This is a genomic window from Rhodovulum iodosum (genome assembly GCF_041020385.1).
Taxonomy (GTDB): Bacteria; Pseudomonadota; Alphaproteobacteria; order Rhodobacterales; family Rhodobacteraceae; genus Rhodovulum; species Rhodovulum iodosum.
This window is the reverse complement of record NZ_JBEHHI010000001.1, coordinates 1,550,729-1,574,155: the sequence shown is the minus strand read 5'-3', so window position 1 is coordinate 1,574,155 and position 23,427 is coordinate 1,550,729. Positions and strand designations below refer to the sequence as shown.

General features: G+C 66.4%; 21 protein-coding genes and 1 tRNA gene. 14 read left to right on the top strand and 8 right to left on the bottom strand.

The features are described from left to right. Positions 1 to 70 precede the first annotated feature (70 nt). Positions 71 to 1,504 (bottom strand): NAD(P)-dependent oxidoreductase, encoded by a 1,434-nt coding sequence (locus Ga0609869_RS07685; protein ID WP_125408517.1) that lies wholly within the window; start codon positions 1,502 to 1,504, stop codon positions 71 to 73. Between the two features lie 223 nt (positions 1,505 to 1,727). On the opposite strand from Ga0609869_RS07685, the gene Ga0609869_RS07680 reads away from it, so the two are divergent. Then, the gene (locus tag Ga0609869_RS07680; RefSeq protein WP_125408516.1) at positions 1,728 to 2,531 is read left to right on the top strand and encodes an undecaprenyl-diphosphate phosphatase; all 804 of its coding nucleotides are present in this window, start codon (positions 1,728 to 1,730) and stop codon (positions 2,529 to 2,531) included. On the opposite strand, the gene Ga0609869_RS07675 is transcribed toward Ga0609869_RS07680, so the two are convergent. Further along, the gene (locus Ga0609869_RS07675) at positions 2,522 to 3,514 is read right to left on the bottom strand and encodes a complex I NDUFA9 subunit family protein (protein ID WP_125408515.1); all 993 of its coding nucleotides are present in this window, start codon (positions 3,512 to 3,514) and stop codon (positions 2,522 to 2,524) included. The two genes, Ga0609869_RS07680 and Ga0609869_RS07675, sit on opposite strands and share 10 nt — an antisense overlap. 151 nt (positions 3,515 to 3,665) lie before the next feature. Between Ga0609869_RS07675 and Ga0609869_RS07670 the strand changes: the two genes are divergently transcribed. Continuing rightward, a tRNA-Leu gene (locus Ga0609869_RS07670) sits at positions 3,666 to 3,752 on the top strand. 85 nt (positions 3,753 to 3,837) lie between these two features. On the opposite strand, the gene Ga0609869_RS07665 is transcribed toward Ga0609869_RS07670, so the two are convergent. Further along, on the bottom strand, positions 3,838 to 5,070 hold the full coding sequence (locus Ga0609869_RS07665; protein ID WP_125408514.1) for a lytic murein transglycosylase: 1,233 nt from the start codon (positions 5,068 to 5,070) through the stop codon (positions 3,838 to 3,840). A 382-nt stretch (positions 5,071 to 5,452) separates the two neighbouring features. Continuing rightward, entirely contained in the window at positions 5,453 to 6,424 is a 972-nt protein-coding gene (locus tag Ga0609869_RS07660) for a LysR family transcriptional regulator (RefSeq protein WP_245972420.1), read from the bottom strand. A 77-nt stretch (positions 6,425 to 6,501) separates the two neighbouring features. On the opposite strand from Ga0609869_RS07660, the gene Ga0609869_RS07655 reads away from it, so the two are divergent. From Ga0609869_RS07655 to Ga0609869_RS07625, 7 genes are all read left to right on the top strand, one after another. Further along, positions 6,502 to 6,972: a TRAP transporter small permease gene (locus Ga0609869_RS07655; protein WP_125408513.1), complete on the top strand. Its 471-nt coding sequence runs from the start codon at positions 6,502 to 6,504 to the stop codon at positions 6,970 to 6,972. Next, a complete protein-coding gene (locus Ga0609869_RS07650; RefSeq protein ID WP_125408512.1) occupies positions 6,969 to 8,267 on the top strand; it encodes a TRAP transporter large permease in 1,299 nt (432 codons plus the stop codon). Before Ga0609869_RS07655 ends, Ga0609869_RS07650 begins: the two co-directional genes overlap by 4 nt. 31 nt (positions 8,268 to 8,298) lie before the next feature. Next, complete coding sequence (dctP, locus tag Ga0609869_RS07645; protein WP_125408511.1) at positions 8,299 to 9,291, top strand: TRAP transporter substrate-binding protein DctP; 993 nt, start codon at positions 8,299 to 8,301, stop codon at positions 9,289 to 9,291. 71 nt (positions 9,292 to 9,362) lie between these two features. Continuing rightward, complete coding sequence (locus tag Ga0609869_RS07640; RefSeq protein WP_125408510.1) at positions 9,363 to 10,463, top strand: NAD(P)/FAD-dependent oxidoreductase; 1,101 nt, start codon at positions 9,363 to 9,365, stop codon at positions 10,461 to 10,463. Further along, positions 10,438 to 10,746 carry a (2Fe-2S)-binding protein gene (locus tag Ga0609869_RS07635; protein WP_211336855.1) on the top strand — a complete coding sequence of 103 codons (309 nt, stop codon included), beginning with the start codon at positions 10,438 to 10,440 and terminating at the stop codon, positions 10,744 to 10,746. Before Ga0609869_RS07640 ends, Ga0609869_RS07635 begins: the two co-directional genes overlap by 26 nt. Then, a complete protein-coding gene (locus tag Ga0609869_RS07630; protein ID WP_125408508.1) occupies positions 10,733 to 12,127 on the top strand; it encodes an FAD/NAD(P)-dependent oxidoreductase in 1,395 nt (464 codons plus the stop codon). The genes Ga0609869_RS07635 and Ga0609869_RS07630 overlap by 14 nt, the downstream gene beginning before the upstream one ends. Before the next feature lie 10 nt (positions 12,128 to 12,137). Next, positions 12,138 to 12,476 (top strand): RidA family protein, encoded by a 339-nt coding sequence (locus Ga0609869_RS07625; RefSeq protein WP_125408507.1) that lies wholly within the window; start codon positions 12,138 to 12,140, stop codon positions 12,474 to 12,476. Positions 12,477 to 12,708: 232 nt separating this feature from the next. Here Ga0609869_RS07625 and Ga0609869_RS07620 read toward each other — a convergent pair whose 3' ends face one another. The 4 genes from Ga0609869_RS07620 to Ga0609869_RS07605 all read right to left on the bottom strand — a co-directional run bounded on the left by Ga0609869_RS07620 (position 12,709) and on the right by Ga0609869_RS07605 (position 16,516). Next, positions 12,709 to 13,152 carry a hypothetical protein gene (locus Ga0609869_RS07620; RefSeq protein ID WP_125408506.1) on the bottom strand — a complete coding sequence of 148 codons (444 nt, stop codon included), beginning with the start codon at positions 13,150 to 13,152 and terminating at the stop codon, positions 12,709 to 12,711. Between the two features lie 294 nt (positions 13,153 to 13,446). After that, a complete protein-coding gene (locus Ga0609869_RS07615; RefSeq protein WP_125408505.1) occupies positions 13,447 to 14,985 on the bottom strand; it encodes a tripartite tricarboxylate transporter permease in 1,539 nt (512 codons plus the stop codon). A 9-nt stretch (positions 14,986 to 14,994) separates the two neighbouring features. Further along, positions 14,995 to 15,426, bottom strand: coding sequence for a tripartite tricarboxylate transporter TctB family protein (locus tag Ga0609869_RS07610; protein ID WP_125408504.1), 432 nt, complete (start codon positions 15,424 to 15,426; stop codon positions 14,995 to 14,997). Between the two features lie 100 nt (positions 15,427 to 15,526). Further along, a complete protein-coding gene (locus Ga0609869_RS07605) occupies positions 15,527 to 16,516 on the bottom strand; it encodes a Bug family tripartite tricarboxylate transporter substrate binding protein (RefSeq protein ID WP_125408503.1) in 990 nt (329 codons plus the stop codon). A 240-nt stretch (positions 16,517 to 16,756) separates the two neighbouring features. Here Ga0609869_RS07605 and Ga0609869_RS07600 point away from each other — a divergent pair, with 240 nt between their 5' ends. The 5 genes from Ga0609869_RS07600 (at position 16,757) to Ga0609869_RS07580 (ending at position 23,417) form a co-directional block, all read left to right on the top strand. Next, positions 16,757 to 17,617: a PhnD/SsuA/transferrin family substrate-binding protein gene (locus tag Ga0609869_RS07600; protein WP_125408502.1), complete on the top strand. Its 861-nt coding sequence runs from the start codon at positions 16,757 to 16,759 to the stop codon at positions 17,615 to 17,617. Next, positions 17,614 to 19,047 carry a sensor histidine kinase gene (locus Ga0609869_RS07595; RefSeq protein ID WP_125408501.1) on the top strand — a complete coding sequence of 478 codons (1,434 nt, stop codon included), beginning with the start codon at positions 17,614 to 17,616 and terminating at the stop codon, positions 19,045 to 19,047. The genes Ga0609869_RS07600 and Ga0609869_RS07595 overlap by 4 nt, the downstream gene beginning before the upstream one ends. Beyond that, on the top strand, positions 19,047 to 20,261 hold the full coding sequence (locus Ga0609869_RS07590; protein WP_125408500.1) for a sigma-54-dependent transcriptional regulator: 1,215 nt from the start codon (positions 19,047 to 19,049) through the stop codon (positions 20,259 to 20,261). The genes Ga0609869_RS07595 and Ga0609869_RS07590 overlap by 1 nt, the downstream gene beginning before the upstream one ends. A gap of 153 nt (positions 20,262 to 20,414) precedes the next feature. Next, positions 20,415 to 20,939, top strand: a complete 525-nt coding sequence (locus Ga0609869_RS07585; protein WP_125408499.1) for an arsenate reductase (azurin) small subunit — start codon at positions 20,415 to 20,417, stop codon at positions 20,937 to 20,939. Positions 20,940 to 20,951: 12 nt separating this feature from the next. Then, positions 20,952 to 23,417, top strand: coding sequence for an arsenate reductase (azurin) large subunit (locus tag Ga0609869_RS07580; protein ID WP_125408498.1), 2,466 nt, complete (start codon positions 20,952 to 20,954; stop codon positions 23,415 to 23,417). Positions 23,418 to 23,427 lie beyond the last annotated feature (10 nt).

Sequence of the window (23,427 nt, the reverse complement as noted above, 5' to 3'; positions counted from 1 at the left end):
GCAAAAGGTCCGATGGAAGTCCGAAGAAAACCAGGTTTTCGAAATCGCCTTGCAGATGCCTCCCGGGCGGTCACTCGGCCGCCACCTGCGCCGGTTGGGCCAGGTACTCTAGAATGCTGTCGGCCGCCTCGCGCCCATCGCGGATCGCCCAGACGACGAGGCTGGCGCCGCGCACGATGTCACCCACGGCATAGACGCCGGGAAGCGAGGTTTCGTGGCTGCGGAAATCGGCCTTGATCGTGCCCCAGCGGGTGACTTCCAGCGCGGTCTCGTGCCACAGCGTCGGCAGGTCCTCTGGCTCGAAGCCCAGCGCCTTGATCACGATATCGGCGTCTTCGGTGTAATCGGCGCCCTCGATCACCTCGGGCGTCTGGCGGCCGGTCGCGTCGGGCGGGCCAAGGCGCATCCGTTGCACCATCACGCCCTCGACCGGGTCGCCGACAAAGCCCTTGGGGGCGGTCAGCCAGACGAATTCGACACCCTCTTCCTCGGCGTTCTGCACTTCGCGCTGGCTGCCCGGCATGTTGGCCCTGTCGCGGCGGTACAGGCATTTGACCGAGGCCGCGCCCTGCCGGATCGCCGTGCGCACGCAGTCCATCGCGGTGTCACCGCCGCCGATCACCACCACGCGCTTGCCGTGGGCGTCGAGCTCGCCGTTTTCGTATTCGGGCACCGCGTCGCCGAAACCGATGCGGTTCGACGCGGTGAGATAGTCGAGCGCGCGCACGACACCCGCCGCGCCCACGCCGGGGGCCTGCAGCGAGCGCGACTTGTAGACGCCGGTGGCGACCAGCACCGCGTCATGCTTGCCGCGGATCGCGTCAAAGCTGATATCGGTGCCGACATCGCAGTTCAGCACGAACTCGGCCCCGCTCTGTTCCAGCTGCTCGACGCGGCGCATGACCACCTCTTTCTCCAGCTTGAAGCCGGGGATGCCATAGGTCATCAGCCCGCCGGCGCGGTCGTGGCGGTCGTAAACGGTGACCTGCACGCCGGCCCGGCGCAGGGCGTCTGCCGCGGCCAGCCCGCCGGGCCCCGCGCCGATGATCCCCACGCTCTCGCCCCGCTCGGAGGTCGGCGCGATGGGTTTGACCCAGCCGCGTTCCCACGCGGTGTCGGTGATGTATTTCTCGACCGAGCCGATGGTGACCGTGCCGTGGCCCGACTTTTCGATCACGCAATTGCCCTCGCACAGGCGGTCCTGCGGGCAGATTCGGCCGCAGATTTCCGGGAAGGTGTTGGTGGCCTGGCTCATCGCGTAGGCCTCTTCCAGGCGGCCTTCGGCGGTCAGGCGCAGCCAGTCGGGAATGTTGTTGTGCAGCGGGCAATGCGATTGGCAATAGGGCACACCACACTGGCTGCAGCGCCCGGACTGCTCGGCCGCCTTGGCATCGCCGTACTCGGCGTAAATCTCGTCAAAGTCCTGCGCCCGCAGATTCGGAGCCCGTTTTTCCGGCATCTCCTTCGCAACATCCACGAACTGAAGCATCTTCTGCTTCGTCATGACGGACTCCTCCCGACCAATTCTTTCGAAGCGCCTCTATACGGAGGTTCGGGCGCAAATAAAAGTCATTATTGCTGACCTATATAAAAATATTTTCGTCTTCACAAGCGGTGTGGATACAGCCGCAGCACTTTTTAGGTAAGCACATGTTACCCAAATGCCCGCTTTCCTTATCGAATCAGCCCACTATGGTGTGCGCGTTCCTGCGGCAGTGTTGGCACCCATGGCACTTTATCATCTTCTACTGATCGCGGTCATCCAGGGGATTACCGAGTTCCTGCCGATCTCGTCATCGGGCCACCTGATTCTGTTGCCCAACCTGACCGGGCTCGCCGATCAGGGCCTGGTGATCGACGTCGCGGTGCATGTGGGCACGCTGGGCGCGGTGATCCTCTATTTCTGGTCCGACGTCGCGCGCGCGGCGGGCGGGCTGGTCCGCCTCCTGCGCGGCCAGATCGACACGCCCGGCGCGTTTCTGGCGCTGTGCCTGATCGTGGCCACCATCCCCGTGATGGCGCTGGGGCTGGCGATCAAGCTGGCGGGCTTCGACGAGGCGATGCGCTCGACCGCCGTGATCGGCTGGACGATGCTGATCTTCGGGCTCGTGCTCTACTGGTTCGACGCCCGGTCGCCGCAGACCCGCGCCGCGCCGGCCTGGACGCTGAAGCACGCGGTCATCATGGGGCTTTGGCAGGCCATCGCGCTGATCCCCGGCACATCGCGCTCGGGCATCACCATCACCGGTGCCCGGGCGCTGGGCTATGCGCGCGAGGACGCGGCGCGGCTGGCGATGCTGATGTCGATCCCCACGATCCTGGCCTCTGGCGTTCTGCTCGGCGCCGACGTGGCGGTCACCGCCGACATGTCCGCCGCGCGCGACGGGGCGATCGCGGCGGTCTTCGCCTTTCTCTCGGCGCTCCTGGCGCTGGCGGTGATGATGCGCCTGACCCGCACGGTCAGCTTTCTGCCCTACGTGATCTACCGGGTGATCCTCGGGCTGGTCCTGCTGGGCATCGCCTATTTCTGAACCTTGAGGTTCTTGGCCGACTCGCGGATGTCGGAATACTGCCCGCCGGGGCGAAAGCGCCACAGGTATTCGGGCAGGACCGCGCCCACCGAGACAGGCTCTATCCCCAGCTCGGCAAAGCCCATCGCACCCGGCGACACCACGTTGTCTCGGGCAAGGTTCCTGACCTGGTCGCGGGTGATCATCGTGTTGGTAAACAGCCCCCCCGTCATCGACTGGACGAGGTCGAAGAACGTGCCCATCGCGCTGCCCACGAAAAACGGCAGGTTCAGCACCAGAACGCCCGGCCGGCGGATCACGTCGAGCATCTCCTCGATCAGGTCGGCGAAGGGCCGGGTCTCGGGTCCGCCCAACTCGTAGATGCCCGGCTTGGCCTGGCCCAGCGCCGCCATGGCCGCCGCGCGCGCCACATCGTCGACGTAGACCGGCTGAAACCTTGTCGCGCCGCCGACGACGGGCAGCACGGGGGTGAACCGCGCCTGCGCGGCAAAGCGGTTAAAGAACTGGTCCTCGGGGCCGAAGACCACCGAGGGGCGCAGGATCACCGCATCGGGGCAGTGCGCGCGCACCACCTCTTCGGCCCGACCCTTGGTCTCGGCGTAGACGCTTTTCGATTTCGGATCGGCCCCGATGGCCGAAATCTGCACCAGACGCGATATGCCCATCTCGGCACAGGCCTCGGCGATATGCCGCGCGCCGTGATACTGCACCAGACCGAACGTGTTTCGCCCAATCTCGTTGAGGATGCCCACGCAGTTGACCGCCACGTCGGAGCCCTGCAACGCCCGGCGCACCGAATCGGAATCGCGGATGTTGCACAGCACCGGCTCGACCTGGCCCACCGCGCCGTAGGTCTTGACGAAAAGCGCCTCGTTGGGCCGGCGCACCGCCACCCGCACCCGCCAGCCCGCCTGCGCCATGCGCTGGACGATGTAACGCCCCACGAAACCGGATCCGCCGTAAATGGTAACGAGTTTCGACATGGCGTGGGGGCCTCCCGTTCAACTGGTTGCAAGCAGGAATATAGCTGCGACCCGAACGGAACAAGCCGCGATCGCGCGACGTGGCCCCGGCGCTGCGAACACCCGTTGACACCACCCGGCGCCGGATATATCAGACCGCTCCACGACACCTGCCCAGGTGGCGGAATTGGTAGACGCGCTAGCTTCAGGTGCTAGTGTCCGTACGGACGTGGAGGTTCGAGTCCTCTCCTGGGCACCATATCCCCATAAATCTTTTTTACTTCGGCTTTTGCGTGGGGGGTGCATCCCTTCGGAAAACCTCACGCCGACACGTCTGCCGTGACCTATTGCAGCCTTGCCAGCAGAGCAAGCGAGGGCTCGCCGTCGACCGGCAGGCCGGCACGCGCCTGGTAGCCCCTGATCGCGGCCGTTGTGTCCGGGCCGATCACCCCGTCCGCGCCCTGCGTGTCGAAACCGCGCGCCGTCAGCCGGCGCTGCAGTTCCTTTCGGTCGTCGATGGTCATGCCGCGCTCGTCGGGCGGAAAACCCGCCTGGAGCGGCGGCTTGCCCGCGAGACGGTCGGCAAGGTGACCGACGCCGATCCCGTATTTTTCGGCGTTGTTGTAGCGAAGGATGACGTTGAAGTTGCGGAACACGGCAAAGGCCGGTCCGCGCCGGCCTTGCGGGATCAGGATCGCCGCCGATCCGTGGTCAGGCAGCGGGCGCCCGGCGGTGTCGGTCACCCCCATCCCTGCCCAGGCGGTGGACCGGCGCGCGTTGCCGCGCCCGGTCAGTCCGGCATCGAACCCGGCGTTCAGGCGCACCTCCATCCCCCAGGGCTGGCCCGACCGCCAGCCCGATCTTTGCAGATAGGCCGCGGTCGAGGCCAACGCGTCGGCCGGGTCGTCGGACCAGATGTCACGCCGCCCGTCGCCGGTGAAATCGACGGCATAGGCCTGGTAGGAGGTGGGAATGAACTGGGTGTGGCCCATCGCGCCGGCCCAGCTTCCGGTCATCCGCGCCAGCGTGATGTCGCCACGCTCGAGGATTTTCAGCGCCGCGATCAACTGCCCTTCGAAGAACGCGCCGCGCCGCCCTTCGAAGGCAAGCGTCGAAAGGGCCGAGATCACCGGGATGTCGCCGCGGCGCTCGCCGTATTTGCTCTCGAGTCCCCAGATCGCCGTCACGACCTCGGGGGCCACACCGTACCGCGCCTCGATGGCCGCCAGTGTTCTTGCCTGTCGCGCCAGCGCGGCACGCCCCTTGCTGATCCGTTCGTCCGAGGCGGCGATCGCGATGTAATCCTCAAGGCTTCGCGTGAACTCGGTCTGACTTCGGTCTTTCTCGATCACGGCGGGAAGGTAGCCGACGCTACGGAAAGCACGATCGAGTGTCTGCTGCGAAAGCCCCCGCGCCGCGGCCTGCAAGCGGAAGCTGGCAACCCAGGCATCGAAGGCCGGGTTCGGCACCGGCCTGATTGAGGATTGCGACACCGTCGGCAGGCTCTGCTCGCCGACACAGCCCGAAAACATCGTCGTCGCAAGGCCCGAAATCACGGTTCTTCTCGAAAGTTTCACGTCCTGCCCTTTTTTGCTCGATCCTGTTTCTCGACGCCCCGCCGACCAGCCGCGACGTGCCGCGTTCGAGCCGATCCAACGGGGAGGCAAAGCCCCCTTGATTGATGATACTCGAAACGGGCGCATTCTGTGATCTTCAAACCGCCAATCGCCCGTCTGACGCAGATTTGAACGGCTTCTTGCCGCACGGCATCGCGGCAAGACGGGGGCCGGCGCACCGGAACGCCATCAACGCAAACTCCCTTGCAAAGCGCCGGAGCCGGCCCGCCATCGTCGGCGCGGACCCTACTTTCGCGGGTTATGTGACGAACCGGTTGGGGGTCGGGCGCCGGGATCACGGACTTTTCGGCGGCGGCGCCGCAACGAATGCGCCACGGATCGCTCAGGTTGAACTGAGCAGATCGACCATGCGCTGCTGCATGGTCTCGATCGCATCCTCGAGATAGGCCGAAAACGCCTGTGCGATCTGGGCCTGTGTCACGTAGCCGGGGGTCAGGATCGACACGCTGTTGCTGATCCTCGGCCGGAACCGCCGGATGACAAGGCGTGCGGGGCGTGGCGTTTGCAGCAAGTGGCTGTAGGCCGTGATCATATCGCAGATCATGTAGCAATAGCCGGCGGCCACGAATTGGAGGCCAGGCAGAAATGTGCGCAGTTCCAGACGCTTGTTGAAACGCCGGCCGGACATCCGAAACGCAGCCTCGGTCTGGATCGCCGTTGGATGGTCGTCGAACAGAATGGCCATCGGCTTGCCGTCCAGATCGTCGGGCGCAATCACATCCTTGCTCGCTAGCGGATCATCGGCCGGCATGATGCAGACGCATTCCAGGTCGAAATCCGTCTGTTTGATCGATGCACGCCGCCTGGGCGTTTCGGAAAAGCCGATATCGAATTGTTGAGAGGCCACGAGGTCCTCGATGAGGTCCGATGACCGCATGTTGAAAACGATCTCGATCTCGGATCTGCCTTTCAGGAACTCCGTCAGGAGATGGGGCAGGAACTGGTCCGACGCAGCCGGATGGCAGGCGATGCGCAGCTTGCCCGTTTCCAGTGCCCGGATCCGGCTGAGCGTGTGCTTGGTGCGCTCGACGCGGGTCAGGATCGCATCGGCTTCCTCCAGAAAGAAATGCGCCTCGGGTGTCGGCGTCAGTTTGCCCTGTTCTCGAATAAAGAGCGGGAAACCGAGTTCCTGCTCCATCGTTGCGATCATCGTGCTGACGGCCGGCTGCGTGCGGCCGACGGTCCGCGCCGCTTGCGAGATCGACCCGCTGCGCATGACTTCTCGAAAGGTTGCGATCTGGCGTATCGAAAGGTTCAAGGCACGCCCATAAACTGCATTGATGAAGTCACTCAAATTTTCAAATTGATTTTATGGGTACTGTCCAGTGAAATCCTCAACCATCGATGCCCGCGCGGCGTTGGAGGGGATCTATGGACAGTTTTGCGAAGTACCTGCTGACCGCACTGATCGGCATTGTCGCACTCGGCCAGTTCGTGCAGGTGATCACACGCTACGTCCTGCAGATCCCTGTCATGGGATTGGAAGAGACGATGCTCTATCCCACGCTCTGGCTTTACATGCTGGGCGCGGTGAACGCCTCGCGCGAGAACACGCATATCCGGGCCAATGTCCTGGAGATCTTCCTCAGGACCAAGCGCCAGCACACCATCCTGGCCATCGTCGGCGAGATCATCAGCCTGATCATTGGCCTGTGGCTGTTGAGCTGGGCCTGGGAGTACACGCGCTACGCCTGGCGCGTCTGGAAGGAAAGCCCGACCCTCTACATCCCGACCTTCTATTCGGACGTCGCGCTGGTGGTCGGCCTTGTCCTGATGATGCTCTACACGGCCTGGCACCTCTGGCGCCATGTCCGCACCCTTTCACGCGGAGCCGCCCAATGATCGAGATCGCCCTTCTGGCCATTGCCGTCCTGGTGCTGACGCTCACGCTGGGCGTGCCGCTGCCCTACTGCTTTGGCGCGGCGCTGATGGTGATGTATTTCATCGGCGACGTGACGATGAAGGGCATGATGCTCTGGGGGTTTCAGCAACTCGGCAACCCGGTGCTGCTGGCCATCCCGCTCTTCGTGCTGGCGGGCACGATCATGTCGGAATCCGGCATCGCGGCCTCGCTGCTACGTTTCGTCAACGCGTTCGTGGGGCATGTGCGCGGCGGGCTTGGCGTGGTGGCCGCGGTGTCCTGCGCGGTGATCGGGGCGATCTCCGGCTCGGGGCTGACCGGCATCGCCGCGATCGGGCCGCTGCTGATCCCCGAGATGGAAAAGCGCGGCTATCCGCGTGAATACGCCACCGCGCTGATTGCCAATTCCTCGATCCTCGGCCTGCTCATCCCGCCCTCGGTGACGATGATCGTCTATGGCTGGGTCACAGACACGTCGATCCTGGCCTGTTTCCTGGCGACGCTGGGGCCGGGCCTTCTGATCATGTTCAACTTCTCGGTGGTGAACCTGTGGATGAGCCGCAAGTTCAACCTGGTCCTCGATGACAAGCCCAATTTCAAGGACCTGTCCGGCGAGATCGCGCGCCGCGGCTTCAACGCGACGCCCGCGCTCTTGATGCCTATCATGATCCTCGGCGGCATCTACGGCGGCATCATGACCCCGACCGAGGCCGCGGCGCTGGCCGTCATCTACGCGATCCCGGTCGGATTCTTCGTCTACAAGGGGCTGCGCTGGGACAACTTTCTTGCCGCCGGCAAGGAGGCCGCGACCGCCGTGGGCGCGATCATGTTCATGATCCTGTTCTCGATGATCCTGGGCCAGATGTTCGTCTACGAAAGCATCCCGCAGGACCTTGTCAGCGCCATTTTCGGCATCACCGAGAACAAGGTGCTGCTGCTGATCATGATCAACATCCTGCTGTTCCTGGTCGGCATGGTGGTCAACGACGTGACCGCCATCATCCTGATCGCGCCGCTCTTGTTGCCGCTTATGAACGCGATCGGCGTCAGCCCGGTGCAGTTCGCCGCGATCATGGGCGTGAACACGGCCATGGGCGGCGTCACCCCGCCATATGCCTCGATCCTGTATCTCGGCGCCCGGATCGGCAACGTGAAGGTCACCAAGGTAATCCCGCCCGCGATGGTGCTGATCGTGACATGCTACGTGCCCGTCGTCTTCCTGACGTCGCTGTGGCCCGACCTGTCGCTCTTCCTGCCGCGTGTATTCGGCTACTGACCCACCCCAATCCAACAGAGGAGACAGAAACATGAAAACTTTCCTGACCGGAACGGCCGCGGTTGCCCTGATGGCCTTTGCCGGGGTCGCCAACGCGGCGGACCTCAAGATGAGCCATGTGCGCCCCCAGGACGCCACGATCGACAAGGAGTTGCGCACCTTCGCGGCAGAGGTGGCCGAGGCCACCGGCGGCGACGTGAATATCGAGATCTTCCCGGCCTCCGCGCTGGGCGACTACACGACCGTGCAAGAGCGCGTCAGCGTGGGCGCCATCGACATGGCCACGCAGCCCGCCGCCACCGCCGCCGACCGGCGCATGCAGATCAGCTCGTTTCCGTATCTTGCCAATGGCTGGGACGACGCGCGCGCCATCTACGGCCCGGACGGCCCCGTGCGCACCGTGATGGCCGACCTCTATGCCGAGCAGGACATCACCATGCTGGCGGCCTACCCGGTCTATTTCGGCGGCATCTCGCTGAACACCGACCCGGTGAATCCGGGCGACCCGTCGCAATCGAACGGCATCAAGGTGCGCGTGCCCGGCATCAAGAGCTTTCAGCTGACCGGACAGGCACTTGGCTACATCCCGTCGCCGATCCCGTTCTCCGAGGCCTTCACCGCGATCCAGACCGGCGTGGTCGACGGCGTGATCGGCTCGGGCGCCGAGGGGTATTACGCCTCGTTCCGCGACGTGACCAAGGCCTACATCCCCGCGAACACCCATTTCGAGGTCTGGTACATGATCATCTCCAACGGCTCGATGGCCGAGCTGGACGCCGAGGATCAGGAGGCCCTGACAGCCGCCGCGGCAGAGTTCGAGGCGCAGCGCTGGACCGTGGCCGAGGAAGACCAGGGCAAGTGGGAACAGCGGCTGGCCGACGAGCTGGGCACCAACGTGGTCGAGCTGAGCGACGAGCAACTCGCCGCCATGGCCGCGAAGGTCCGCGCCGATGTCTGGCCCGAGGTTCTCAAGGATGTCGGGGCCGAATGGGGCCAGGACATTCTCGACCAGATCGGCAAGTAAGCGCCGGTCGGCCGGCGGGCGGGCCCTGACCGGGCCCGCCCGTCACCGCCCCCTTCGGAGGAACATGTCAGATGGATGCGGACTACGCCATCATCGGCGGCGGTGTCGTCGGGCTCTCGGTGGCGTGGGGGCTGCTCAAGCGGGGGCTGCGCGTCACCGTGATCGATGGCGACGACGGGTCGTTCCGCGCCAGCCGCGGCAATTTCGGCCTGGTCTGGGTGCAGTCCAAGGGCATGAACCAGCCGCGCTACGCGCAATGGAGCCAGCACTCCGCGTCCATCTGGGCCGAATTCGCCGAGGAACTGGGCCACAACACCGGGCGGGCCGTCCCGTTGCAGCAAAAGGGCGGCTATGACCTGCATTTCTCAGAAGAGACGCTGCAGGCCACCGTCGAGAAATACAAAGTGCTCAAGGAAAAACTCGGCGGCGATTACCCGTTTGAGGTGCTGGGTCACAACGCGCTGCGCAAGGAAGAGCCGCATATCGGCCCCAAGGTCGTCGGCGCAATCCTGCACCACCAGGACGGGCACGCGAACCCGCTCAAGCTTTTGCTGGCGCTGGCCGACGATGTCCGCCGCATGGGCGGGCAGGTGCTGAACGGCAAGACCGTCACCGATGTAGAAAAGCCCGACGGGTTTCGCATCCGGTGCAGCGACGGCACGACCGTCGCCGCCGCCAAGCTGGTCCTGTCCGCAGGGCTTGGCGCCGCCGCGCTGGGCCCAAGGCTGGGCTTCAAGGCGCCGGTGCGGCCGCAGCGCGGGCAGGTCCTGATCACCGAGAAGCTGCCGAAAATGATCAATCGCCCCTCGCTGATCGCGCGGCAGGTGGACGAGGGCGGCATCCAGATCGGCGCCACGAACGAAGAGGTCGGCCATGACGACCGCGTGACGCAGCCGGGCCTGTCCGGCCTCGCCGCCGAGGCCATCGCCGCCTATCCCGCGCTGGCCAAGGCGCAGCTTGTGCGCAGTTGGGGGGCGCTGCGCGTGCTGTCGCCTGACGGGCTGCCGATCTATCAGGAAAGCCCCGACATGCCGGGCGCCTTTCTCGTGACCTGCCACAGCGGCATCACGCTGGCCGCCGCGCATGCGCGTAACCTGCCCGATTGGCTGGAAGCGACGGACGCCGCCCCGGACCTGGAGGTATTCAGTGAACACCGCTTCGCCGTTTCTTGACCTCGAAGAGGCGCCCCGCGTCCCGGTCCGCTTCGAGGGCGCGCCGCTCGACCTGCCCGAGGGCGCGAACCTGGCCGCCGCCTTGCTGGCCGCGGGCGTCCGGGTCTTCCGTCACACCCCGGTTTCAGGCGCCCCGCGTGCGCCCTTTTGCATGATGGGGGCCTGTTTCGACTGCCTCGTCGAGATCGACGGCGTGGTGCGGCAGGCCTGCATGGTGGAGGTGACCGAGGGGCTGGAGATCTTCCGCCCGCATGAGGAGGGTCGTGCGGATGGCGCAAAGTGACCTGATCGTCATCGGCGCCGGACCGGCCGGCATGGCCGCCGCCGCGACAGCGGCGGAATATGGGCTGAGCGTCACGCTTCTGGACGAACAACCGCGCCCCGGCGGGCAGATCTACCGCGACGTGGACCGCGCCGCGCCACGCCGGGGCACGATCCTGGGGGCGGATTTCAGCCATGGCGCGACACTCACCGCAGGGCTGCGCCACGACCGGGTAACGCATCTTGGCGGCGCCGTTGTCTGGGCCATCGAAAACGGGTTCCGCGTCAGCTACACGCGGAACGGCCGGGGCGGGCAGGTGTCGGGGTCGCGGATCTTGCTTGCCACCGGTGCGCTGGAACGCCCGATGCCGCTGCCGGGCTGGACGCTGCCGGGCGTCATGTCCGCCGGCGCCGCGCAGATCTTGCTGAAACAGTCGGGCGTTCTGGCCCGGCGCGCGGTTCTGGTGGGCGCCGGTCCCCTGCTTTACCTGATCGCCGCGCAGATGGTGCGGGCGGGCACACCGCCGCTGGCGCTGGTCGAAACCCAGTCCCGAGGCGCCCTGCTGTCTGCGATGCGACATGCCGGGGGCGCACTGCGCGGTTGGCCCTATCTCTCGAAGGGCTTGGGCCTGCTGTCGGAAATCGTGCGGGCACGGGTCCCGCGATTTACCGGGGCCACGGCGCTTGCCATCGAGGGTGACGGCAGCGCCGAGGCTGTCAGCTTTCGCAGCGGCGGCAAGGCGCACCGGATCGGCTGCGACACTGTTCTGTTGCATCACGGCGTCGTGCCGAACACGCAGGCGGCCCGGTCGATCGGCGTCAGCCATCGCTGGGATGCGGTGCAGCATTGCTTTGCGCCGGTTCTGGACAAATGGGGCGCGACCGATGTCGACGGCGTTTTGATCGCCGGCGACGGGGCCGGGATCGGCGGCGCGCAGGCGGCCGAGATCGCCGGACGCCTCGCGGCGCTCGGGGTGGCGTCCGATCTGGGCATGCTCTCGCCGGCGGACCGCGACGCGGTGGCGGTGCCGCTGCTGCGCAGGCAGGCGCGCGAGCTTGCCGCGCGTCCATTCCTCGACGCCGCCTATCCGCCTTGTGCCGAGGCCCTTGCCCCGGCGGACGCCACGATCGTCTGCCGCTGCGAAGAGGTGACCGCCGGCGAGATCCGGGGCTACGCGAAACTCGGCTGCCTGGGCCCGAACCAGGCCAAGGCCTTCGGCCGGCCCGGCATGGGACCCTGCCAGGGGCGGTATTGCGGTCTCACGGTGACCGGGTTGCTTGCCGAGGCGACCGGGCAGACACCTGACGAGACCGGCTATTACCGCATACGTCCACCGTTGAAGCCGGTGACATTGGGCGAGCTGGCCGCGATGCAGGACACCCGTCATGACGCGGCCGAATAAGGGGAAAGACATGATCGAACGACTCGAAACCGGAACCCGGATGAGCAAAATCGTGAAACACGGCGGGGTTGCCTATCTCTGCGGCCAGGTCGGCGACGGCGCGACGGTGGCCGAGCAGACGCGCGACTGCCTGGCCCGCGTCGATGCGCTGCTCGAAAAGGCCGGCTCGTCCCGCGACCGGATTTTGCAGGCGATCATCTGGCTGTCCGACATGGCCGATTTCGAGGAAATGAACACGGTCTGGGATGCCTGGGTGCCCGAGGGTCATGCCCCGGCGCGCGCCTGCGGCGAGGCGAAACTGGCACGGCCGGACCTCAGGGTCGAGATCATCGTTACCGCAGCCTGTTGACGCACGGCCGGCGCACCAACCGGACGTGGATCGGGACACCAGGGACACGCTCCACGTCTCGGTCTTCTAGCCTGTCAACCAGACCGCGGGAAACGCCGCTGAGCCAATCACCATGTTCAACCGGGGCCAGTGCCTGAGCCACCCTTTTGAGAGGCATGCCGCCGGTCGCGGCGCCCTGGGGTGAGTGCCGTCGGTCGTGATGATCTCGCCATCTGGCCCCCGCCGCGCCACCTCAGGGCATCATGACCGTACCGGACACGCTGTTGGTGCTCTCTCCGGTCGCGGGATCGGTAAGCGATGCGAACGTCCCCTCGCCCGTCGCCTCCGTCCATTTGCCGGTGCCGCCAGAGACGGTCCAGGTGCCGGTCATCGCACCGTCGGCATTCATTCCGCCGGCCATCCAGTCCATCGTCACCAGGTCGCCGTCGGCATCGGTGTAAAGGCATTTGCCGCCGCCCGAGACCGCGCCCGCATTCACTTCGACCGCGCCGAAGCAGGGGCCGCTCATCCCGGTCATCGGATGGTTGGCTGCATCAAAGGAGAACTCCGAATACGCGGTGTGCAACTGCATCAGCATGTGGTTTTCGGACACCTGATGCGGCGTGCTCATCGACTTGCCCATACCCGTGCCGTCCGACGTGATCTCGCCCGAAACGGCGGCGGTGCCTGCGGCCATGAAACAGGCGGCAGCAAGGAAACGGTGTCCAATCATTTGTCTGGTCCTCCCGGGAACGCGCAGGCGTTGGTGCCGGCGATGCGCGAGTCTACCACAAACCGGGGCGCGCGCGGGGAATTGTGGCGTCTGGCGCCGGCCTGCCCTCGCGCGCCCCTCGTCCATGACGCGCGCCCGGGCCCGGGACATGGCGGGGAAAGCTGGCCCTTTGCATGTCCGCAATCTCGGGACGACCAGGAATGCCGCGCCAGGCGCGGGCGGGCCGATGTGCGTACCGCCCGCCCCTTGTGTCTTTCGTCAGTCGCTGATTGCACCCTCTTCGTCGCGGCGCTTGTGCATCCGGGCCTTGACCCTGCGGCCGACGATCAGCGGCAGGACGAACCCGATCAGGGCGATTGTCCAAAGCCCGATGGCAAGCGGGCTGTCGACCAGCGTCCACCAGTTGCCGTTGTCGATGGTGATCGCCCGGCGCAGGTTGTTCTCCATCGCGTTGCCCAGCAGCGTGCCGAGGATGATCGGCACGAGCGGCACGTCGAGCTTGCGCAATGCCCAGCCCATCACCCCGAAGCCGATCATGACCAACAGATCGAAACTGGACCCCGAGATGCCGTAGATACCCACGAAGCTGACCATCGCCACAATGGGCATCAGAACGCGCGAGGGGATCATCAGCACGCGCGTGAACAGCCCGACCATCGGGATGTTCATCGCCAGCAGCATGAAGTTGGCGATGAATAGCGCCGCGATCAGGCCCCAGACCACGTCGGGATTCTGGGTGAACAAAAGCGGCCCGGGCGTGATGTTCAGCGCCAGCAGCACGGCCAGAAGCACAGCCGTTGTCCCCGACCCCGGCACGCCGAGCGCCAGCATCGGCACCAGGGCGCCCCCGGCGGCCGCGTTGTTGCCCGCCTCCGGGGCGGCCACGCCGCGCGGATCTCCGGTGCCGAAGGTGCCCTCCTTGTCCACCAGCCGCTTTTCCATCGAATAGGAAATGAACGACCCCAGCGAGGCCCCCGCCCCCGGAAGCACGCCCGCGAGGAACCCCAGGAAAGAGGTGCGCAGCATGGTGGGAATACAGCTCTTGATCATCGAAAGCGGCGGATAGAGCCGCCCGATCTCCAGCTTGCGCCCCTCGGTTTCCGAACCGCCGTGGCGGTGTTCGAGAAAGATGAAGACCTCGCTGAGCGCGAAAAGCCCGACGATCGCAACCAGGAAATCGAGCCCGTCATAGAGATGGACCTCGCCGAAGGTAAAGCGCGGCACGCCGGTCTGGGTGTCGACCCCGATGGTGGCGAGGCCCAGCCCAAGCGCCGCCGCGAAGGCCGACTTCGCCTGGTTGGTGGAACTGACGCCGCCGAGCGTCATGAAGGCCAGCGCGAAGAGTGCAAAATATTCCGCCGGCCCGAACAGCAGTGCGATCTTCACCAGTTGCGGCGCCAGCAGGATCAGCCCCCAGGTCGCAAAGAAGGCGCCCACGAAAGAGGCTATGCCCGAAAGCGAGAGCGCCTCGCCGGCCATGCCCTTTTTCGCCATCGGGTGGCCGTCGAGGCAGGTCATCATGGCCGGTTCGTCGCCGGGAATGTTCAGCAGGATCGACGAGATCCGCCCGCCATACATCGCGCCGTAATAGACCGAGGTCAGCAAGATCAGCGAGGGCGTCGCCCCAAGCCCCAGGGTGAAGGCGAGCGGAATGAGGATCGCGACACCGTTCGAGGGGCCGAGGCCCGGCAGCGCCCCCATGACCGTGCCGAGAAAACAGCCGAGGAAGGCAAGCAGCAGGTTTTGCCAGGTCAGAGCGATCGCGAAGCCGTCACCGAGGGATGCGAGGGTTTCCATATCCGACCCTCAAAAGCCCCAGGGGCCGCGGGCGAGCGACAGCCCCAGCACGAGGTGGAAAATGACATAGATGCCGACCGAGGTCCCGACACCGGTCAGCGCGGCTTCGACCGGGCCAGACCCGAGCCGCCAGGCGAGATAACCGGCGGCAAAGGCGGTAGCGGTGACGAAGCCCGCGACTGGCAGCAATTCGGCGTAGAGGATCATCACGACGACGGCCGCGACGATTTCGACGAGGCGCCCCAGGGCGGGCCAGGCGGGTTCGGGGTCGGGACGCAGGGCGATCACAGCCGACGAAAGGCCCAGTATGGTTGCGACAATGAGGGGAAAGGCCTTGGGGCCAACGGCGTCGGAAAGGAAGCTTTCCTCGATCGTCAGCGCGGAAACCGCGAAGCCGATGGCCAGAAAGACGCCGAACAGGCCAAAGATGCGGTCGCTCATGGCAGACCTCCTTCGACTGGGATGGCAGGCAGGCGCAGACCCAGAACGACACGGGCCCCGCGCCGCCGGCCGGCCTTTGCCGACCGGCGCCGTTGCCGTCTTACTTGATGATGCCGATCTCGCGCGAGATGTCCTGGATCTTGGCCACCGACTCGGCCACGAACTGCTGGAACTCGGCACCCTGGAGGTCGAGCGGCGCGAGGCCGTTGGCGTCCATCACCGCTTTCCATTCGTCCGAGGCGTAGAGATCGGCGATCTTGGCCACCCACGCGTCATAGGCGTCGTCCGACATGCCGCCCGGCGCGTAGAAACCCCGCCAGTTGGCGCCGATGGCGTCGATGCCCTGCTCTCTGGCCGTCGGAAAGTCGGAGAATTCGCCGCCCAGGCGTTCGGGCGACAGCACGGCGATCACCTTGATGTCGCCGCTGTCGACAAAGCCCTTGGCCTCGGAGATATCGCCGGTGAAGGCCTGCACGGACCCCGCCAGCAACTGCGTGACCGCCTCGCCGCCGCCGTCGAAGGCGATGTACTTGACCGAGCGCACGTCCTCGATGCCATAGGTATTCGCCGCGATCAGCACCTTGAGGTGATCCCAGCCGCCCACGGCCGAGCCGCCCGCGATCGAAATCGTGGTCGGGTCCGACTTGATCTGGTCCAGCAGCTGGGGCAGCGTGTCGATTTCGCTGTCCGAGGCGACCGCGATCACGCCGTAATCGGCGCCGATGGAGGCCAGCCAGCGCACCTGATCCATGGTGTTGCCCGGATAGGCACCCTGCGCGAGCCGGGTCGCGGTCGCCGACGAGGCCGCGACGATCAGGTCATTGTCGTCACCCCGCTTGTTCACGACCTCTGCGAAGGCCACGCCGCCGCCGCCGCCGGCAAGGTTCACCACCTGCATGGTCTGGTCGATCAGGCCGAGATCCTGCAGCGACTTGCCGACCTGGCGGCAGGTAAAGTCCCAGCCGCCCCCCGGATTGGCCGGCGCGATGCACTCGGGATTTTCAAAACTGTAATCCTGGGCGTTGGCCGCAACGGCCACCACGCCTACAAGACCGGCCGCAATCAGGCCGCGGATCGCTGTAAAGCTCATGTCTCTCCTCCTTTTGCTGGGCGGGCCCGCCCGTTTGCGCGTCCCACCCGGGTTCCCCGCACTCTCGACCGCGTTTTGCGGCCTCCCCCGTTGCGAATTGGAACCAATCCAGCGAACGCTTCCGTCACCGACTTGTCAACGAAAGAAAGGCGGACGGTAACACATCGATCCTGCGACGGCCCCTTGCAGAAGATTGTCAGAACGCCGCCCGTCGACGTACCATCGCCCCGGGGAGGAAGAATGGGTCCGATCACATTCGACAGGCGCAGGTTCGTTGCGGCCGCCGCCGCATGCGCGCTGCCGCGGCCGGGGCGGGCAACAGGCACGACCTTTCGCCTGGGTCTGACGCCTGTCTTTCTCGACAACGATGCCCTCGTCATCGAGAAGTTGCAGTCGACCTTCCATCTGGCCATGGGCCGACCGATCGAACTGGTGCAGCGGCGCACCTACCAAGAACTCACGGGGTTGCTGCTGAACGGCACCGTCGATGCGGCGTGGATCTGCGGCTATCCCTATCTCCAGCATGCCGATCAACTGCACCTTGTCGGTGTACCGGTCTGGCGTGGCCGGCCGCTCTACCGGTCCTATCTGATCGCAGCGAAGGGCGACACGGCCGCCGGTCTTGCCGAACTCGAAGGCGGCAGCCATGCGTTTTCGGACCCCGACAGCAATTCCGGCTGGCTGGTCACCGCCTCCGACCTGGTGCGCCTGGGCCGCACGCCAGAGGACTTTTTCGACCGCACGATCTTTACCTACGGGCATCGCAACGTGGTGCGCGCCGTGGCCAGCGGCCTGACCCGCTCGGGCAGCGTGGACGGCTATGTCTGGGAAATCCTCGCCGAAGTCGAGCCGGGCCTGACCGGCGCGACGCGGGTCGTGGCCAAGTCCGAATGGCTGGGCTTTCCGCCCTTCGCGATCCGCGCCGACAGGGCGAACGAGCCGGCCACGACCCGCTTTGCCGAGGTGCTGCGCGCCTTTCCCGAGTTCGAGCACGGGCCGGCCACGCTGCGTCTGCTGCACCTGGACGGCTTTGCCGAGGGCGATGATGCGCTTTTCGAGGGCATCGCGGTGCGAATGCGCGATGTGGAGCGTTTGCGATGATCCGGGCGCTGCGGCGCGTGCCGCTGGCCATTCGGGTTCCGGCCGTTGTGGCCGTGCTGATGGTGCTGGCCGGGCTGGTGGCATCGCAGCAGGTGCTGGCGGAACTCAAGCGCGGCCAGGAGGCCCGGCTGAGAGAGATCGTCCGGCTGCATGTCGATGGCCTGTCGGTGGCGCTTGGCCCGTCCGTCCTGCGCAAGGATGTCTGGGAAATCTACGACACGCTCGACCGGGCCAGCCGGGCCGCCGATCATCAACGCATGGTCCTGACCGTTGTGGCCGACGGGGGCGGGCGCATCCTCGCGGCCAGCGACCCCCGCCGCGCGCCTGTCGACGGCGATCTGGGGGCACTGGCCGGGGTGTCGGCGGCCAGGGCCGTCGATGCAATCGCACTGGACACCGGCGCCGAGGCCCTGCGCGTGATGACGCCGCTGCTGTACCAGGGGCGAAATGTCGGGTCGATCCTGACCGTTCTCGACGTCGCCGACCTGGTGCGTGACCGTCGGCGCACCGTGCGCGCGCTGCTCGCGTTCAATGCGGCGGTGACGCTGACATTGGCCCTCGTCGGCTATGTCACCATCCGGCGGATGATGCGACCGGTGGCCATCCTCGCACGGCACATGGGCGCGGTCGGCGCCGAGCCGGCACCGATCCCCGATGCCCAGCTTCCCGCGGGCGACACCGAGATGGGGCGGCTTTTCGGCACCTATAACCGCATGACCGGCGCGATCAGGGCGCGGGCCGACGCCGAGCGGCGGCTCTTCGAACGCGAACGGCTGGTCAGCCTCGGCCGCTTGTCCTCGTCGCTGGCGCACGAGATCAACAACCCGCTGGGCGGATTGCTGAATGCGGCCGACACGATCCGGGCCTATCCCGACCGGCCCGACATCGTGCGCACCTCGGTCGAGCTGCTGTTCCGCGGGCTGAACCACATGCGCGACGTCGCAAAGGCAATCCTCGACCACAACCGGCTGGACCGGACCGGCACGGCGCTGACTACCGAGGATTTCGAGGATCTGCGGCTGCTGATCTCACCCGAGTTGCAACGACAGGCCCAACGGCTGGACTGGTCGGTCGAGGCAACGGCCGAGGACCTGGCCCCCTACCCCGCCGCCCCCGTGCGCCAGGCGGTGCTGAACCTCTTGCTGAACGCCTCGACCGCAGCGGGGCACGGGGGCTGCGTGTGCCTGTCGGCCTCGGCCCCGGACGGAATGCTGAAGATCGACGTCAGCGACGACGGGCCGGGCCTGCCGGACGCGGCGCTTGGCCGTCTGCTCGACGGGCATGGGGCCGGCGCGGGCGGCGGGGTCGGATTGGGCGTGGTCCATGATGTGATCGCCGAACTGGGCGGGTGGATCGAACATGCCCGCAGCGGCGGGCGTACCGTCATCGCCGTGTGCCTGCCGCCCGGACCGCCGCAGGGCGGCGCCTGATGCTGGGCGGCGCCCATATCGTTCTGGTAGAGGATGACCAGATCCTCGGCGCCTCGCTCGCCCAGCGGCTGGAGATCGAGAACGCAACGGTCGTCTGGCTGCGGCAGGCGGCGCGGGCGCTGCCAGCCATCCGGACCCCGCGCGCGCCGATCGACGCGGTGATCTGCGACATCCGCCTGCCCGATGGCAGCGGCGAGGACATCTTCGTCACACTCTGCCAGACCTCGGCCCCGCCGCCCTTTCTGTTCATCACCGGACGCGGCGAGATCGAGCAGGCGGTGCGGCTGATGCGCGCCGGCGCGGCCGATTACATCACCAAGCCCTTCGAAATGGGCGTCTTCCTGGAACGGCTGCGCCTGCTCATCGGCCCACGCGAGGACGCGGCCTTGCCCGCGCTGCTGGGGGTGTCGCCAGCGGCGCGCGAGGTCGGGGCGCTGATCGACCGTGCCGCGGCCGGCGCCGGCCCCGTTCTCGTCCATGGGGCGCCCGGCACCGGCAAGACACGGGTCGCCCGGCGCATCCATGCGCTGTCGGACCGGGCCGCCGCACCGCTGATCGAGGTAAATCTCGCGCGCGAGCCCGACCAACGCGCCGCTATCGCGGCGGCCACCCGCACGCTGGGCGAAGGCATCATCGTGCTTGTCGGGCTCGAGCGGATCGAGGCGCCCGCCCAGGCCGAGCTACTGGACACGCTGCGCGGCGATTTTGCCGGGCGCCTCGTGGCCACCTGCGGCCCCGGTATCGACAGCCTGCGCGCCACCGGCGTGCTGCGGGCCGATCTCGTGGCCGCCCTTGCCGGGATGACCGTTCCCATCCCGCCGCTGCGGGACCGGCCTGACGACGCGGTCTGGCTGGCCCGTGAAATCCTGACGCAGCAGGCCGGCGGCGGGTCCGACGCGCCGCCTGTCCTGTCGGGGCTGGCCGAGGCATCGCTACGCAGCCATGACTGGCCAGACAACGGCCGAGAGCTGCGCGCGCGTGTCATGCAGGCGGTGAAGCTTGCCCGAGACGGGACGATCCAGCCTGCCGATCTGTTTCCCGAACGCCGGCTGATCCAGCATTTTCCCACCCTCGCCGAGGCGCGAGAGGCCGCCGAGCGCGATCAGATCCTCGCCGCGCTCGAACGCACCGGCGGCCAGGTGGGCGAGGCCGCGAGGGCCTTGAACGTTTCGCGCACGACGCTGTGGGAAAAGATGCAAAAGCTGGGCCTATGACACGGCCTACCATGTTCGGTTTTCCGAACAGACCTCGACATCTCTGATTTTTCAATACCTTGCCGCGGCGCGGCAACCGGTGACGGGCTGTCGCGGCCAGCGCCCCTCCTTCCGTATCATGACGGGATCGAAACTGTGAGGGAGGACAGTTCCATGAAATGCAATCGTCTGGTCGATGCCGGTCGCCGACAGTTCCTGCGCGGCGGCATCGTGGGCGCCGCAGGCGCGGCGGCAAATACCGTTCTGCCCGCCCGGCAGGCCGCGGCACTCAGCCTCGCGCGGGTCGAATACCCGTCGAACCGGCTGGCCAATATCGCCGATCTCGCCGTCGATACGCCGCTCGACATCGCCTATCCCGACGCCGACAGCCCCGGCGTTCTGCTCAAGCTCGGCACCGCGGTCGAGGGCGGCGCGGGGCCGGATGGCGACATCGTCGCCTTCTCGGTGCTGTGTCCGCACAAGGGCTGGCAGCTAAGCTATCACGCCGCCGACCGGACGCTGAACTGCCCCGGCCACTACTCGCGGTTCGACTGCGAATCCGGCGGGCAAGAGGTCTGGGGCCACGCCACCCAGAACCTGCCGCAATTCCTGCTGCGCGTGGACGACGCGGGCGACATCTTTGCCGAGGGCGTGGACGAGCTGATCTACGGCCGCCTGTCCAACGTCCTGGATACCTGAAGGGGGAGCATCATGGCCTACAAAAGATTTACCGACCGCCTGCCGATCATCCCCGCGGATGCGCAGGAACGTAACGTCACCTGCCACTATTGCATCGTCGGTTGCGGCTACAAGGCCTACACCTGGCCGCTGAACCGGCAGGGCGGCGGCGCCCCCTCCGACAACAAGTTCGGCGTCGATCTCACGCGCCAGCAGCCCACCGAGACCGAGGCGTGGTATGCGCCGTCGATGTACAATGTCGTCAAGCAGGATGGCCGCGACGTGCATCTCGTCATCAAGCCCGACGTGAACTGCGCGGTGAACTCGGGGCTGGGCTCCGTCCGCGGGGCCCGGATGGCCGAGAACCGCCGCTCCGACATCACCGGCACCCAGCAGCAGCGCCTGACCGAACCCATGGTCTGGCGCTACGGCACCTGGCAGCCGACCACCTGGGCGGATGCGCTCGACCTCGTGGCGCGGGTCACCGCGCGCGTGATCGACATGGACAACGAGGACGATCTCTTCGTGTCGATGTTCGACCACGGCGGCAGCGCCGGCGGCTACGAAAACACCTGGGGCACCGGCAAGCTCTACTTCGACAGCATGAAGGTGAAGAACTGCCGCATCCACAACCGCCCGGCCTACAATTCCGAGGTGCATTCCACCCGCGACATGGGGGTGGGCGAGCTGAACAACGCCTACTCGGATTACGAGATCACCGACACGATGGTGCTGGTGGGGACCAACCCCCTGGAATGCCAGACCAACCTGTTTCTCAACCACATGATCCCGGGCATGCGCAACGGCGCCCGCGTGGTGATCATCGACCCGCGCCGGACGGTCACCGTGAACGCCTGCGAAGAAGCGGCCGGTGCCGAAAACGTGCTGCACCTGCAGATCGCGCCGGGCACCGACCTGGCGGTGGCCAACGCCCTCTTCACCCATATCGCCGACCAGGGCTGGGTCGATTCCGACTTCATCGCGGCCTCGACCTTTGCCGACGGCGTGGCCCAGGCGGTCGACGAGGCGCACCCCACCGCGCTGGGCTCTTTCGAGGCCGCGCGCGAGGAATGCCGGATGTCCGCGGCCGATGCGGCCGCGATCTGCGGCGTCTCCGAGGCCGATATCATCAAGGCGGCGGAATGGATCGCCCGACCCCATGACGACGGCACCCGCCGCACATGCGCGATCGCCTATGAAAAGGGCGTGATCTGGGGCAACGACAACTATCCCACCGTCGGCGCGCTGGTAAATATCGCGCTCGCCACCGGCAATATCGGCCGCGAGGGCGGCGGGGTCTGCCGCCTTGGCGGCCACCAGGAGGGTTATTTCCGCCCCTCCGACGCCCATGTCGGCCGGCCCGCCGCCTATCTCGACCAGCTGATCATCGGGGGTCAGGGCAAGGTGCACCACATCTGGGCCAACGATCACTACAAGACCACGCTCAACGCCTCCGAGTTCAAGCGCGTCTACAACCGCCGCTCCAACATGGTGAAGGAGGCGATGGATGCCCGCGCCGGGACGACGCGCGAGGAACTGGTCGATGCCATCGTCGGCGCGATCGAGGCCGGCGGCATCTTCTCGGTCAATGTCGACGTGATCCACAGCCAGATCGGTCAGGCCGCGCATGTGATCCTGCCGGCGGTGGAATCGGGCGAGATGAACCTGACCTCGATGAACGGCGAACGGCGGCTGAGGCTGACCGAGAAATACATGGACGGGCCCGGATCGTCGAAGCCCGACTGCCTGATAGCGGCCGGGATCGCCCAACACCTCGAACGCGTGCTGCGCGAAGAGGGGCGCGACGCCTATGCCGACCGGTTCACCGGCTACGACTGGCAGACCGAGGAGGACGCCTTTGTCGACGGCTACCAGACCGGCAACCCGGAGGTGACCTATGACCGGCTGCGCGCGATGGGCAACAACGGCGTGCAAGAGCCGGTCACCGGCTACGCCGACGGCAAGCTGGTGGGAACCAACCGTCTTTACGCCGACGGGGTCTTCAACCGGCACGGCCGCGAAGACGGCAAGGCGCTGTTCTGCCTCGGGGCGTGGCGCGGGCTGCAGGCGCCGGGCAAGGCGCAGCAGCAGGCAAACCATCGCTTCCTGATCAACAACGGACGGTCGAACCTCAACTGGCAAAACTGGTTCCTCGACCAGGACAACGACTTCGCCATCGACCGCTTCCCGCTGCCGTTCATCCAGATCAATCCCGAGGACGCGGCGGATCTGGGCGTAAAGAGCGGCGACATGGTCGAGGTCTACAACGATGTCGGCGCCACCCAGGCGATGGCCTATCTCGAACCGACCGCGCGGCCGAACGAGACCTTCATGCTGTTCGGGGCGCCCTCGGGCGCGCAGGGCAACGTCATCAACCCCGGCGTGAATGAGCTGGTCCTGCCGAACTACAAGCAGACCTGGGCGAATATCCGCAAGATCGCGGACCCAAGCCCGGCCGCGGAAAAGATCAGCTTCAAATCCTGGGAAGTCGAACTCTGATCGACGGCGC